Source organism: Marivita lacus (assembly GCF_014637725.1).
GTDB classification, from domain to species: Bacteria; Pseudomonadota; Alphaproteobacteria; order Rhodobacterales; family Rhodobacteraceae; genus Marivita; species Marivita lacus.
Genome location: NZ_BMFC01000001.1, coordinates 294939 through 309158 on the forward strand (window position 1 = coordinate 294939; position 14220 = coordinate 309158).

General features: G+C 63.0%; 12 protein-coding genes. 5 read left to right on the top strand and 7 right to left on the bottom strand.

Annotated features, from left to right (window positions below; translation table 11 throughout):
• The first annotated feature begins 37 nt into the window (after positions 1 to 37).
• A complete protein-coding gene (locus tag IEV82_RS01565) occupies positions 38 to 1513 on the top strand; it encodes an ABC transporter substrate-binding protein (protein ID WP_188480191.1) in 1476 nt (491 codons plus the stop codon).
• A 166-nt stretch (positions 1514 to 1679) separates the two neighbouring features.
• A complete protein-coding gene (pdxR, locus tag IEV82_RS01570; protein WP_188480192.1) occupies positions 1680 to 3149 on the top strand; it encodes a MocR-like pyridoxine biosynthesis transcription factor PdxR in 1470 nt (489 codons plus the stop codon).
• Here pdxR and IEV82_RS01575 read toward each other — a convergent pair.
• A complete protein-coding gene (locus IEV82_RS01575) occupies positions 3142 to 4182 on the bottom strand; it encodes an NAD(P)/FAD-dependent oxidoreductase (protein WP_188480193.1) in 1041 nt (346 codons plus the stop codon). The two genes, pdxR and IEV82_RS01575, sit on opposite strands and share 8 nt — an antisense overlap.
• Positions 4183 to 4229: 47 nt before the next feature.
• Between IEV82_RS01575 and mnmC2 the strand changes: the two genes are divergently transcribed.
• Both mnmC2 and IEV82_RS01585 read left to right on the top strand, forming a co-directional pair.
• Positions 4230 to 4907 (top strand): tRNA (5-methylaminomethyl-2-thiouridine)(34)-methyltransferase MnmC2, encoded by a 678-nt coding sequence (gene mnmC2, locus IEV82_RS01580; RefSeq protein WP_188480194.1) that lies wholly within the window; start codon positions 4230 to 4232, stop codon positions 4905 to 4907.
• Complete coding sequence (locus tag IEV82_RS01585; protein ID WP_188480195.1) at positions 4904 to 5770, top strand: DMT family transporter; 867 nt, start codon at positions 4904 to 4906, stop codon at positions 5768 to 5770. Before mnmC2 ends, IEV82_RS01585 begins: the two co-directional genes overlap by 4 nt.
• On the opposite strand, the gene IEV82_RS01590 is transcribed toward IEV82_RS01585, so the two are convergent.
• Positions 5735 to 7699 (bottom strand): lytic transglycosylase domain-containing protein, encoded by a 1965-nt coding sequence (locus IEV82_RS01590; protein ID WP_188480196.1) that lies wholly within the window; start codon positions 7697 to 7699, stop codon positions 5735 to 5737. The two genes, IEV82_RS01585 and IEV82_RS01590, sit on opposite strands and share 36 nt — an antisense overlap.
• A 129-nt stretch (positions 7700 to 7828) precedes the next feature.
• Between IEV82_RS01590 and dapA the strand changes: the two genes are divergently transcribed.
• A complete protein-coding gene (dapA, locus tag IEV82_RS01595; RefSeq protein WP_188480197.1) occupies positions 7829 to 8704 on the top strand; it encodes a 4-hydroxy-tetrahydrodipicolinate synthase in 876 nt (291 codons plus the stop codon).
• Between the two features lie 71 nt (positions 8705 to 8775).
• Here dapA and IEV82_RS01600 read toward each other — a convergent pair whose 3' ends face one another.
• The 5 genes from IEV82_RS01600 to purH all read right to left on the bottom strand — a co-directional run bounded on the left by IEV82_RS01600 (position 8776) and on the right by purH (position 14218).
• Entirely contained in the window at positions 8776 to 10083 is a 1308-nt protein-coding gene (locus IEV82_RS01600) for a M16 family metallopeptidase (protein ID WP_188480198.1), read from the bottom strand.
• Entirely contained in the window at positions 10080 to 11423 is a 1344-nt protein-coding gene (locus IEV82_RS01605) for a M16 family metallopeptidase (protein WP_188480199.1), read from the bottom strand. The genes IEV82_RS01600 and IEV82_RS01605 overlap by 4 nt, the downstream gene beginning before the upstream one ends.
• Before the next feature lie 102 nt (positions 11424 to 11525).
• Positions 11526 to 12050 (bottom strand): DUF3035 domain-containing protein, encoded by a 525-nt coding sequence (locus tag IEV82_RS01610; RefSeq protein ID WP_188480780.1) that lies wholly within the window; start codon positions 12048 to 12050, stop codon positions 11526 to 11528.
• A gap of 62 nt (positions 12051 to 12112) precedes the next feature.
• Positions 12113 to 12583 (bottom strand): signal peptidase II, encoded by a 471-nt coding sequence (gene lspA / locus IEV82_RS01615; RefSeq protein WP_188480200.1) that lies wholly within the window; start codon positions 12581 to 12583, stop codon positions 12113 to 12115.
• A gap of 45 nt (positions 12584 to 12628) precedes the next feature.
• Positions 12629 to 14218 carry a bifunctional phosphoribosylaminoimidazolecarboxamide formyltransferase/IMP cyclohydrolase gene (purH, locus tag IEV82_RS01620; RefSeq protein ID WP_188480201.1) on the bottom strand — a complete coding sequence of 530 codons (1590 nt, stop codon included), beginning with the start codon at positions 14216 to 14218 and terminating at the stop codon, positions 12629 to 12631.
• Positions 14219 to 14220 lie beyond the last annotated feature (2 nt).

Sequence of the window (14220 nt, forward strand, 5' to 3'; positions counted from 1 at the left end):
TTGACGTGACACTCACCGCAACAACTGGAGGGACACCATGACCGCTCATTTCCTTCGCGGGGCCGCCTTGGCCGCGCTGCTGACAACTCCTGCTCTGGCGCAGCAAACCGACCTCACCATCGCGCTGCAGCTCGAACCACCGCATCTCGACCCGACCAGCGCTGCTGCCGGGGCCATCGACTCGGTGCTTTATTCCAACGTGTTCGAAGGGCTGACGCGGTTCATGTCCGATGGCTCGGTCGTGGCCGGACTGGCGGAAAGCTGGGAGATCAACGCGGACGGCACCTCCTACACCTTCACCCTGCGCGACGGCGTCACCTTCCACGACGGCACCACCATGGATGCCGAGGATGTCAAGTTCACCCTCGACCGCGCCCGCGCCGAAGACAGCGCCAATGCGCAGAAACCGCTGTTCGAAGGCATCGAAGAGGTGGCGGTCATCGACCCCACAACGGTCGAGGTGAAACTCTCTGCACCCGATGGCAATTTCCTGTTCAACATGGCCTGGGGCGATGCCGTGATCGTGGCGCCGGAAAGCATCGAAGACATCAAGCAGACGCCAATTGGCACCGGTCCGTTCACGTTCCAGCAATGGGTGCAGGGCGACTGCATCGAGCTTGCCCGCAATCCCGATTATTGGGGCGACGCGCCTGCGCTCGAAGCAGCCACGTTCAAGTTCATCTCCGATCCAACCGCCGCCTTTGCCGCGATGATGGCACAGGATATCGACGCCTTCGCGGGCTTCCCTGCGCCGGAAAACCTGCCGCAATTCGAAGCCGATCCGCGTTTTCAGGTGCTTGTCGGATCGACCGAGGGCGAAACAATCCTTGCGATGAACAACAAGCTGCCGCCCTTTGACAACGTGAAAGTGCGTCAGGCCGTGTCCCATGCCATCGACCGCCAAATGGTCATAGACGGTGCGATGTTCGGGCTTGGCACGCCCATCGGCACACATTTCGCGCCGCACAATCCCGACTATGTAGACCTGACCGCGCAATCGAACCACGACCCGGAAAAGGCCAAGGCGCTTCTGGCCGAGGCAGGGTTTGCCGACGGCTTTACCACGACGCTGAAACTGCCACCCCCCTCCTATGCGCGGCGCGGTGGTGAGATCATCGCGGCACAGCTGCGTGCGGTGGGGATCGAGACCGAGATCACCAATCTCGAATGGGCGCAATGGCTCGAAGAGGTGTTCCGTGGCAAGGATTTCGGCCTGACCATCGTCAGCCACACCGAACCCTTCGACATCGGGATCTATGCGCGGCCCGACTACTATTTCCAGTATGACAATCCGGCCTTCCAGGACCTGATGAAGACGCTGGGCACGACAAGCGATCCGGCTCTGCGATCCGAGCTTGTCGCACAGGCGCAAACGATGATCGCGGATGATTACGTCAACGGCTACCTGTTCCAACTGGCCTTTCCGACCGTGGCAGACGCACGGATCAAAGGGCTCTGGCTGAACGCGCCGACGCAGGCCACGGACCTGACCGGCGTGAGCTGGTCCGAATAAGGCGCTTTGACACCAATGACTCGGATGGGGGGCATTCCATCTCATCCGTGTCTTCCGTACCACCTTAACGAAATCTCAAGAACTGCGCGCGTGAAACATCGCGTCCCGCTATTTCCCGGCGTAAGACCAGATTGCCAAGCCGATAAGTCCAATCTAGACTCCCCTCATGGCGATCCCGGTCGAAAACTTTTTTCTCAAGCCCGACACCAAGGGCACGCTGCAGGCCCGCATTCAACAGATGGTGGCCGAAGGCATCCTGTCGGGCCGCTTCCGCCGTGGCGAAAAACTCCCCTCCAGCCGCAAACTCGCGCAGCATCTGGGGGTCAGCCGCATCACCGTGACGCTGGCCTATACCGAACTGCTCGCAAATGACTACCTGACCTCGCGGGGTCGCTCCGGGTATTACGTGTCCGACGACGCACCGGAACCGCCACATTTCGAAGACACGCCCCGCAAGGAAGACGCAGTGGACTGGTCGCGCGCTCTGGGCCAGAGGTTCACCGGCACCGCGACGCTGGTCAAACCGCAGGACTGGGCGCAATATCGCTATCCCTTCCTCTATGGTCAGACCGATCCGCAGCTTTTCGACCACGCCAACTGGCGGCTCTGCGCGCTGCAGGCTTTGGGCGCAAAGGATTTCGGAGCGCTGACCCGCGACTATTTCGATCAGGACGACCCGCAACTGGTCGAATTCATCCTTCGCCACACCCTTCCCCGGCGCGGGATCACCGCCAACCCCGACGAGGTGCTGATCACCATGGGCGCGCAGAACGCGCTCTGGATGACCAGCCAGGTCCTGCTCACGCAGCGGCGACGCGCGGTGATCGAGAATCCCTGCTACCCGTCCCTGCGCGGGGTCCTGACCCAGTCCCGCTGCCATCTCAGCGCCGTCGATGTCGATCAGGACGGCTTGCCCCCTCAACACATCCCCGAACAAACCGACGTGATCTTCACCACGCCCAGCCATCAATGCCCCACCTCCTACACGATGCCGCTGGCGCGGCGGCAGGCGCTGCTGGCACGCGCCCGCGCTCTTGATGCGCTGATCGTCGAGGATGATTACGAATTCGAGATGGCCTATCTCAAGCCGCCCATGCCTGCCCTCAAAAGCCTCGATGCGGATGGGCGGGTGATCTATGTCGGCAGCTTTTCCAAATCGCTCTTTCCCGGTCTGCGCCTCGGCTACCTTGTCGGATCGGCTCCCTTTATCCGCGAGGCCCGCGCGCTTCGGGCGTCCGTCCTGCGGCACCCGCCGGGCCTGACCCAGCGCACCACCGCCTATTTCCTCAGCCTTGGCCATTACGACAGCCTGATCCGCCGCACTGGAAAGGCGCTCAACGACCGTCGGGTGATCATGGAACACGCGATCCGAAAACACGGGCTGACCATCGCCGGCAAAGGCACCCATGGCGGATCGAGCTTCTGGATGCGCGCGCCGGATCATGTCGACTGCGAGGACTTGGCCAAACGCCTGAGCAGCGTCAGCGTGCTGATCGAACCGGGCACCGCGTTTTTCGCGGGCGAGGACCCGCCGCGCAACTATTACCGGTTGGCTTACAGCTCCATCGCACAAGCGCGCATCGACCCTGGTGTGGCCGAAATAGCGCGTGCCATCGAAGCAACACCGGTCACATAGACGCCTCGACACGAAACCCGTCGGGGATGCTGTCGCGGCCCTCGAGCACCAGATCGGCCATCACCTCGGCGACCTTGGGTGCCATGCCGAACCCGATCTTGAACCCGCCATTGGCGATGAAATGCCCGTCGCGGCCCGGCCACGCGCCCAGCATCGGCGCTCGGGAGCGCGCCCGTGGCCGCACCCCTGCCCAGCGGTCCACGACCGGCGCATCTGCAAGCATGGGCATGGCCGCAACGGCGCGGGCGATCAGGTCCTCGCATTGCGCGTCCAGACCGTCCGGCGTGTCAAAGTCCCGTTCGCTGGTCGATCCGATGGCAACGGTTCCGTTGGCATGGGGGATGATGTGCAAGCCGTCGACAAACACCTGCGGCACCGAACCGGCATCATGGGCCAAGGCTGCCGACTGCCCCTTGATCCCGGCGCCCACGGGTTTGGCGAAGGCCTCAGACAGGTCCAGCAACCCGCGCCAGCCTGTCGCCCAGATCACCGCGCCCCGGTCTGGAGCCTCGGGCACCACGTCAACACCCTTTGCCCGCAAGGCAGCGACCAGCGCGGCACAGGCCTGACGCGGATGCATGCGGCCGGTCAACGTATCGCGGATCAGGTAACCGCTTGGCGAGAGCGGCGCGAAATCCCCGGCGTCTTCGACGCGGATCACCTCCCACACGGCTCGCCCTTGCCACAGGTCGCGCGCGCCGTGGGTCCGTGCCCGCGCCAGTCCAAGCGCCTGATCGTCACCGATCGGCTGCACCCGCCCCGTGCGGGCGTAGCCCGGATCGACGCCGCCTGCCACCTGCACTTCGGCCCAGAAGGCTTCGGCCATCAGCAGGCTGTCCAACTGAAATGCCTTCTTGTCGTTCCAGTTTTCCGGCACATGCGGAGCCAGTGCACCGACCAATCCGCCGCTCGATCCCGACCCTGGGCCATAGAGGTCGACCACCCGCACCGATGCACCGCGTCGGGTCAGAACCCATGCGATGCTCAGGCCGAAGATCCCGGCCCCGCGCACTGTGATTTCAGGCATTGCCATTCCGTCTACTCCTCGCCAAGGTCGCGCCGTCGCTAAGGTATGTCATCATGAAACTCCAGACGGAACCGCTCGACTGGCGCGATGGGGATGTCCCTGTCTCTCGCCGGTTCGACGACCCCTATTTTTCGCTCGACAACGGGCTGGCCGAGACACGGCACGTGTTCCTGACGGGCAACGACCTGCCTGCGCGGTTCAGTGACGGGTTCCATGTCGCCGAACTCGGATTCGGCACGGGCCTGAACCTTTTGGCGACACTCGACCTCTGGCGGTCCAGCGGGCAGACAGGCACGCTGCATTTCACCAGTTTCGAAGCGTTCCCGATGAATGCCAACGACATGATCCGCGCGCAGCAGGCCTTCCCAGAGATCAAACCCATCGCCGACGAGCTTGCTCCGTTCTGGGCTGACCATGCGCGCAAAATCACCCTGCCCGACCTTAAGTTCACACTGGTCAAGGGGGATGCCCGCGACACCCTGCACAGCATGACCCGACCCGCAGACGCGTGGTTCCTCGACGGGTTTTCCCCTGCAAAGAACCCTGAGCTTTGGCAACCCGATCTGCTGAGTCTCGTGGCGCAGAATACTGCCCCGAACGGCACTGCGGCCACCTATACTGCTGCGGGTCATGTCCGACGTGCGCTGGACGCAGCGGGTCTGATCACCACGCGCATCCCCGGCTTCGGCCGCAAACGCCACATGACCATCGCGCGGAAAGCCGACACATGACCGAGACCAACAACCGCCTCGGCGTCTGGCTCATGGTGGCGACCACCTTTGTCTTTGCCATGCAGGACGGCCTGTCGCAGCATCTGGCCAGCGAATACAACGTGCTGATGGTCGTAATGATCCGTTACTGGTTCTTCGCGGCCTTCGTGATGTTCGTCGCCAGCCGCCGCGCCGGAGGCCTGCGGGCCGCCGCCGCCACCACGCAACCGTGGCTGCAAGGCTTTCGCGGGCTGCTGCTGGCGGCCGAGATCTGCGTGATGGTACTTGGCTTCACCTATCTGGGCCTTGTCGAAAGCCACGCGATCTTTGCCTGCTATCCCCTGCTCATTGCGGCCCTCTCCGGCCCGATCCTGGGCGAACAGGTGGGCTGGCGGCGATGGGCGGCTATCGGCGTCGGCTTTGTCGGTATCCTGTTCATCCTGCAACCCGGCTTCGGCGTGTTTACGCCGCTTGCCATCATACCAACTATCGCCGCCTTCATGTTCGCGCTTTACGGCCTGCTCACCCGATATGCCGCCCGCAAGGACAGCGCCGCGACCAGCTTTTTCTGGACCGGCACGGTGGGAGCCGTGTTCATGACCGCCATAGGCATCTGGTTCTGGGAACCCATGGTGCCCATCGACTGGGCCATGATGGCGCTCTTGTGCGTCACGGGCGCCACCGGGCATTACCTGCTGATCCAATGCTACGACGTGGCCGAAGCCAGCGCGGTGCAGCCCTTTGCCTACCTGCAACTGCCCTTTGCGGCGAGCCTCGGCATCCTGGTGTTCGGAGAGGCGATCCGCCCCAATGTGGTCTTCGGCGCAAGCCTGATCGTGGGTGCCGGTCTATTCACCCTGTGGCGTCAGCGGCAGAAGCGTTGAGCCTTTCAGCTCTTCCAAAAACGGCACCGGGTGCGGATCGCGCCCAAGACGCGCACGGTAGATCGGCAAGCTTTCTGTGACCCGCATCACGTAGTTCCGGGTTTCGGTGAACGGGATATGCTCGATCCAGTCGATGATATCCATCTCGCCGCGCCTTGGATCTCCACGTTCCTCCATCCAGCGAACCGGCCGGCTGGGCCCTGCGTTGTACCCAGCGGCCATCATCACCGCGTTGCCGTCGAACTGCCGCGCCAGCCGCTCGAGATAGGCTGCACCCAACACGGCGTTGTAGACGGGATCGGACAACAGCCGGCTTTCGGAATAGTCCACACCGAGCCAGTCCGACACTTCCTCGGCGGTGCGTGGCATCACCTGCATCAACCCGCGCGCGCCGACAGGAGACACCACCCGGGGATCGAATTCGGATTCCCGCCGTGCAATCGCGAGCACCAGTTCGGTCGGCACCGGATGATCCACCTCGGCCAGCGGATGCAGCGCATAGTAGGGACCGTGCAGTTCATGCCCGAATTGCGCCGCCCGCTTGCCAAGCATCACCTGCACATGCGGCAGCCCCAGATCACCAAGCATCTGGCCCATCTGGCCGATCTGCCCGCGGTCCAGCGATTCCGCGAGATGGGTCAGAAACCTCTCCGCCAGCACATTTTCCTCGGCATCGAGCAAGAGGATCGCAGCGGTAAAGACCGAGGACTGCGTGAACGCCGCATCACGCCAGTCGGGAAACATCTCTGTTCCGGCCAAGAGCGGATCGGGCGGCAGACCGCCCGCCTCGGCCGCCAACAGCCCGTAGAACGACGTCTGGTATTGCGCGCCAAACGCATAGGCATCCGCCGCACCCGCCGCATCATCCGAAGCCTCGAGCGCCCGGCCCAGCCAGTACCCGGCCCGGCCCAGCGAGATCGGCGATTCGACACCACCGCGCAGCGCGCGGAAATGCGTCACGGCACGCTCGGGCGCATCCAGAAACCGCAGGGACAGGTAGCCCGCCAGCCATTCGAGATCGGCAAAGGACGATCCTTCCGTCAGGTGATGATTGGCAGCCAGGTCATAGGCGGTCCTGTACTGCCCGTCCCACATCAGACGCCGAACGAGGTCGTTGCGCTGCCGCGCCCAGATATCCGGACGCCCCAACGCTTCGGTCGAGGCGGACCGCTCCTGCAAAAGTGAAACCGCGTCATCGGTGCGCCCCTTGCGCACGCGCCACGCGAACCTTTCATAGGCCAGCCCGGCATCCGAACTCAGCGCGGCAGGCACGGCCTCGATAAGTGTGTCGACCCCGGGCGCATCCTCGCGCAGTGCAATTCGCGCCTCGGCCAGCGCGCGCCAATCCTCGCTGACCAGCGGCAGCATGGCGCGGGCATTGCTGGTACTTCCACGCCACAGCATCGCGTCCAGCCGCGCGGCGTGATGCGGCCTGAGCAGGTCACTATGCTGGGCTGCAAATGTGTCCTGCTCTTGCGATGTGAGGGTGAGCGTTGTCCACGCCCGCAGGATCACGGCATCTGCTGCTGCGCGGTCATCCGCCGTCAACAGCGCACGCGCCAAGGACAACGCCCCCGCCCCGGTTTCCGGCACATGATCGGCAAAAAAGGCCCGGATTGCTTCGGCTGAGGCGGCGGTCATCGCGCCTTCGCTCTTTTCCTTGAGAAACGGCAGCCCCGGCCAATCGGGATTGCGCGACAGAAAATCCTGCACCTCGCGGGGCGATCCCAGACCGGCGCGCAGATAATGCCACAGGATCACGTCCAGCGCCGCCTGCCCATCACCGCGCGCCTCGATCTGGGCGGCGGCCCAATTGCCGCCGCGCATGAGGTCCATCGCGCGTTCCAGCGGGCGGCCATTGCCCTGCGCCAGAACGCTGAAGGGCATAGCCAGAAGAACCACCGTCAGGATCGCGATACGCCGAAACATGGCTTGCATTTTCTCCGATGAAACAGGATAGACGGCTCGCTAAAGGATAACCCGCATACCGCGACCTTCAACTCACATTCGCGGGACGGGCGCAACGGCGCAAAGCCACACACGAAAAGGAGCGTGACGATGTTCAAAGGGTCGATGCCTGCACTGGTCACACCGTTCAAGAACGGTGCAGTGGATTTTGACACGCTCAAACAGCTTGTGGACTGGCATGTCGATCAGGGCAGCCACGGCCTTGTGCCGGTCGGCACCACCGGCGAAAGCCCGACGCTGAGCCATACCGAACACGAAGAGGTCGTGACCTTCGTGATCGAGGCCGCCGCCGGGCGCATCCCAGTCATCGCCGGTGCCGGTTCGAACAACACCGACGAAGCGATCCGTTTTCTGCAGCATGCGGAAAAGGCGGGCGCGCAGGCGGGTCTGGTGGTGACGCCCTACTACAACAAGCCGACGCAGGACGGGCTGATCCGGCATTTCACCATGCTGCACGACAGCTGTGACCTGCCGATCATCATCTACAACATCCCCGGCCGGTCGGTCGTCGACATGCTGCCCAGGACGATGGGCGAACTGGCGAAACTGTCGCGCATCATCGGCGTCAAGGATGCAACCGGCGATCTGGCCCGCGTCTGCGCCCAGCGCATCACCTGCGGTCCGGATTTCGTCCAGCTTTCGGGCGAGGACGCCACCGCGCACGGCTTCAACGCGCAAGGCGGCATGGGCATGATCTCGGTCACGGCCAATGTGGCTCCGGCGCTGTGTTCACAGATGCAGGAGGCGACGCTTGCGGGCGACTACATCACCGCTCTGGAGCTTCAGGATCGCCTGATGCCGTTGCACCACAGCATCTTCGTGGAACCGGGCCTGTGCGGTGCGAAATACGCGATGAGCCGTCTGGGGCTCTGTGACGAAGAAATGCGCCCGCCGCTTTTCCCGGTGTCGCAGCCGACGCGCGACCTGATCGACAACGGCCTGCGTCATGCGGGTCTGTTGAACTGACCCGAGGCAGATCGACAACGAAAAAGGTCGCGCCCTTGCAGCGCGGCCTTTCTTTTACCAACCGGTAAAATTCAGGAATCGAGCCCCTCGGGTTGACCGACCACCACAAATCGCAGCGCTTCGGGCTTGAGGATACGCGCCGCGACCCGCTTGATATCCTCGAGCGTGATTGCCTCCACCTGCGCATTGCGGGTGTTCACATAGTCAACCGGAAGACCGTCCATCTGCATTCCGACAAGGATATTCGCGATCGGACCATTGCCGTCGAACCGCAGCGGATAGGCTCCGGTCAGATAGGTCTTGGCACCGTCCAGTTCCTCTTGAGTGACACCGTTTTCAGCCATCTTGGACCACTCGTCACGGATCACCGCGATGGCCTCCGCGATGCGGTCATTGGCGCTTGATACGCGGCCAAGGTAAAGCGCGGCATGATCCTTGGGAACAAGGTAGCTGTACACGCCATAGGTCAGCCCGCGTTTCTCGCGCACCTCTTCCATCAGCCGCGCCTCGAACCCGCCACCGCCCAAGATCTCGTTCAGCACGAAGGCGGCGAAGAAATCGGGATCGTCCCGCGCAATGCCTTCGTGCCCAAAGATCGCCACCGATTGCGGAACGTCAAAAGGCACAACGGTCACACCCGCTTCGGTCGACACGTCTATATCCGGCGCTTGCGGAAGACCGGTCTCGGGCAAGTCCTCCAGCAGCTTGTCCATCAGCGCGGCCAGACCTTCGGCGGAAATGTCACCGGCCGCACCCACGTAAACCCGGTCCCGTGCAAGCGCGCCCTTGTAGGCCGACAGCAGATCGTCACGGGTCAGGGCCGCCACGCTCTCCTCGGTACCCTCGATGGAGGATCCGTAGGGATGGTCTCCGAACACCATGCTGTCGAATGCAGCGCCTACCAGATCGTCGGGGTCCTGCGCATCCGACCGAATGCCCGACACGATCTGGGCCTTGACCCGGTCAATCGCCGCCTGGTCGAACCGCGGCTGCGTGATCGCGTCGCGCAACAGGGCCAGCGCCTCGTCCTGGTTTTCGGTCAGGAACCGCGCCGAGATCGAGACCGCGTCGTCGCTGATGTCAAAGTCGAAACTCGCCGCCAGCGATTCGGCACGTTCGGCAAATTCACGGGCATCGAGGTCTCCGGCCCCTTCTTCGAGCAGACCGACCATCAGGTTCGTCGCGCCACGCTTGCCCGGCAGATCGAGTGACCCGCCGCCCTTGAACCGCAGCTCCAACGCCACGAAGGGGATCGTCTCTTCCTGCACCAGCCATGCGTTCACACCGCCGGGGCTGGTCACTTCCGTGATGTCGATTTCCGCCCGCAGAGGTGCCGCTGCAATCAGCAGGGCCGCGATCAGGGAACCAAAGGCCTTCATTGTGTCACCTCCTCGGCCGTCCGAAGAAACCCGGTTACGGCATTGTCGCGGTCAAACACCGCCTGCGCGGCGGCAATGATTTCTTCCGGCGTTATGGATTGCAGGATGCCCGGCCATGCGTGCACATCCTCGACCGTCAAACCCGAGGTCAGCGCCGCGCCATAGCGGCGGGCCAGCGAATTGGAGCTGTCCAGTTCATAGACCTGCGACGCGCGCAGCTGGAACTTGATGCGGTCCAACTGAACGGGATCGACACCTGTCTCGATGAAGTCCGCTATCACGCGGTCCATATCTGCCTCGGCCTCCTCAAGGGTGACTCCGGGCACCGGAACATTCACAACTCCGAATGTCGTATCGTCGAGCGACAGCCCACTGTAGAACGCCCCGGCATAGACGGCACGCTTTTCGTCGAATTGCAGTTTCTGCGGCAGAACCGAGGTTTGCGAGCCGCCCAGAACTTCGGCCAGCAAGGTCAAGGCCGCTGCGGTGCGCTGGTCGCCCGGATCACGTTCCGGAGCAAGATAGCTGCGCATTACATAGGGTTGCGCCACGCGCGGATCGCTGAAAGACAGGCGCCGTTCGGCCATCTGCGGCGGCTCTGCCGGACGCGCGCGTTCAGGCAAAGCCTCATTGCGCGGGATCGGGCCGTAGTGCTGCTGCGCCAGCGCCAGTACTTCGTCGGGCATCACGTCACCGGCCACCACGAGAACCGCGTTGTTGGGCGAATAGAACTGTTGGTAATAGGCCAGCGCATCGTCCAGATCGAGGTTCACCATCTCGTGCCGCCAGCCGATGATCGGCGTGCCGTAGGGATGGTTGAGGTATTGCGCGGCCATGGTCTGCTCGCGGAACAGCGCTGCCGGATCGTTCTCGACCCGCTGGTTGCGTTCCTCGATGATCACGTCGCGTTCGGTGAGGATGTCTTCGCGGTCAAGCTGGATGTTTTTCATCCTGTCCGCTTCCATTTCCATCATGAGTCCCAGACGGTCCGTTGCGATGCGCTGGAAATAGCCGGTATAGTCGTAGCTGGTGAACGCGTTGTCGGTGCCGCCATTGGCCTTGACGATCTCGCTGAATTCACCCGGCTCCAGCTTTTCGGTTCCCTTGAACAGCAGGTGCTCGAGGAAGTGCGCCACACCCGACACGCCCGGCTGTTCGTCCGCCGAACCGGCGCGATACCAGAGCATGTGAACAACGGCAGGGGCACGGTGGTCTTCGATCACCACGACATCCATACCGTTCTCAAGCTGGAAGGTGGTGACCTGGTCCTCGATGGTTTGCGCGCGCAACGGCGCTGCAGCAAGAATGAACGCCCCGGCGAGGGCAATCAGGCGGCGCATCGGCAAATCTCCTTGGTTTTGAAGTAAGGTACGACGTGCGCAGCCAACTTCAAGCATCCCAACGGTTTCGTGAGCATTTGCGGCGCCCGAAGGCGCACTCTGTCACTCTGGCGGGGCCGAGGGAGTCAACGCGCCGGCACGACGCGCCGCTTCGAGCGAAGCGTACGGATCAAGCGCCTGATCGCGATACGCACGATTATAGGTATCCTCGGGCACAATCCGCCAGTTGAACAGCCTCCGGCGTTCGCGGAAGGCCTGATCCGCCACGGCAAGCTCTGCACGGATGTCGGATTCCCGGCCAAAGCGCGAGGCCCGTGTCACCAGCGCCTGATCACCCGCGCCGATCCCGGCCTGCGGATCTAGACGGGACGGGTTTCCACCCAGCACTGCAACCGCATCCTGAAGCGGGGTCTGATCCGTCCGGTTCGTGCCGCCCGGTGTGGGCGGCGGCAGTTCGGCAAGGGTTTCGGGCGCTTGCAACGGCTTGTTGGGCACGATCGAGAATTCCTCGGGCGAGCCTGAAGAATTGCGCAATTGGCGCAGGTTGGTGTCCCGATCCGCCGTGTCCTGACGGGATCCGCAGGCGGTCAATGCCACCAGTGCCACTATGATCAATGCGCGCGGCATCATGTTGTCTGCCCGCCTCCGTATTCGCCTCAGTTCCGCTTTAACCCATCCTGCCGCGCCCGTCACGAGGCGTTTTTCCCGCCCGAGAACAGTGCCAGCCCGATTGCGCCCACAAACACCGAAATGTCAGCAACATTGAAAGCATAGGGATTGGTGAAACCGCAACAGGACATGTTCAGAAAATCTGCCACAGCGCCATAAAGCAGGCGGTCCACCACGTTTCCCAGCGCGCCGCCGATCAGCAGACCCGCAAAGATCAGCCCGGTGCGGCCCGGCGGGTCACGGCGCATCCAGACCACGACAAAAAGCACGATCCCCAGCGCGACCGCGATCAGAATCCAGCGCGTCCAATCGGCCTGCCCCGACAGCAGCCCGAAATTGATACCGGTGTTCCACGCCATGCGAAAGTTCAGGTAGGGCGGGAAAACGTCGATCGCGCCGACGCGGGCAAGCTCCATCACGTGCACAACCCACCACTTGGTGAGTTGGTCGATCACAAACACCGCCGCCGCGACGATGGCCACCAGACGCATGTTGTCTCCTTTGCCCTGCTCCGGAATTTTACCGGATGGTCAAATTCAGTGCCGGAAGTGGCGCATTCCCGTCAGGACCATCGCCAGACCGGCCTCATCCGCCGCCTTGATCACTTCGTCATCGCGCATCGACCCACCCGGCTGAATAACGCAGGACGCGCCTGCGGCAGCGGCTTCCATCAGGCCGTCCGCAAAGGGGAAGAACGCATCCGAGGCCACGGCGCTGCCTTTGGTCAGCGGTTCCGGAAGGCCCAGCGCCTCGGCCATGCGCTCGGCCTTCTTGGCGGCAATGAGGGCGCTGTCCAGACGGCTCATCTGACCAGCACCAACGCCCACGGTTGCGCCGTCCTTGACGTAGACGATCGCGTTGGATTTGACGTGTTTTGCCACCGTCCAGGCGAACAGCAGATCCCGCATCTGGTCATCGGTCGGTGCGATCCTGGTGACCACCTTGAGGTCATTCATTTCGAGCCGCCCGTTGTCGCGGTCTTGCACAAGAATGCCGCCGGACACCTGTTTCCAAGCGAGACCCGGCGCGGCGGTGTTGGCCAGACCCGGCGCCATCAAGAGGCGGAGGTTCTTCTTGGCCGCGAACACGTCCTTGGCATCCTGATCGACACCAGGGGCAATCACCACCTCGGTGAAGATCTCGGCAATCGCTTCGGCAGTTTCACCATCCAGCGTCGAATTCAGCGCAACAATGCCCCCAAAAGCCGAGGTGCGGTCACAGTCGAACGCCTTTTGGTAGGCCTCTTTCAACGTCCGGCCCGTCGCAACGCCACAGGGGTTGGCGTGCTTGATGATCGCGCAGGCATAGCCGTTGCGCGGCAGGAATTCCGACACCAGTTCAAACGCGGCATCGGTGTCGTTGATGTTGTTGTAGCTCAGCTCCTTGCCCTGAAGCTGTTCCGCCATCGCGACACCCGGACGGTTGGAGCCGTCATGATAGAACGCAGCCCCCTGATGCGGGTTTTCGCCGTAACGCAGCGGTTGCGCCAGAGTCCCGGCAAAGACGCGGCGGCGCGGGGTCTTTGCGTTGATGGCTTCCGCCATCCACGTGCTGACGGCAGCGTCATACGCACCAGTGCGCGCATAGGCGATCTGGGCCAGACGCTGGCGGAAGGCCAGAGTGGTATGGCCGTCATTGGCCTCGAGTTCCGCCAGCAGCACGTCGTAATCCTCGACATCCACAACCGTGCTCACAAAGGCATGGTTCTTGGCCGCAGCGCGGATCATCGCGGGGCCGCCGATGTCGATATTCTCGATGCAGGTGTCATAATCGGCACCCTTGGCGACGGTTTCCTCGAACGGGTAGAGGTTGACCACCAAGAGGTCGATTGCCTTGATGTCGTGCTCGAACATCGCCGCGACGTGATCGTCATTGTCCCGCAGGGCCAGCAATCCGCCATGCACCATCGGGTGCAGGGTCTTCACCCGGCCATCCATCATTTCCGGAAAGCCGGTTACTTCGGACACGTCCTTGACCGGCACGCCCGCGTCGCGCAGCGTTTTGGCCGATCCTCCGGTGGACAGCAGTTCCACACCCCGCGCATCCAGCGCCTTGGCAAGATCGACAAGTCCGGTCTTGTCGGAAACGGACAAAAGCGCACGGCGGAGAGGGGCAAGATGGGTCATGG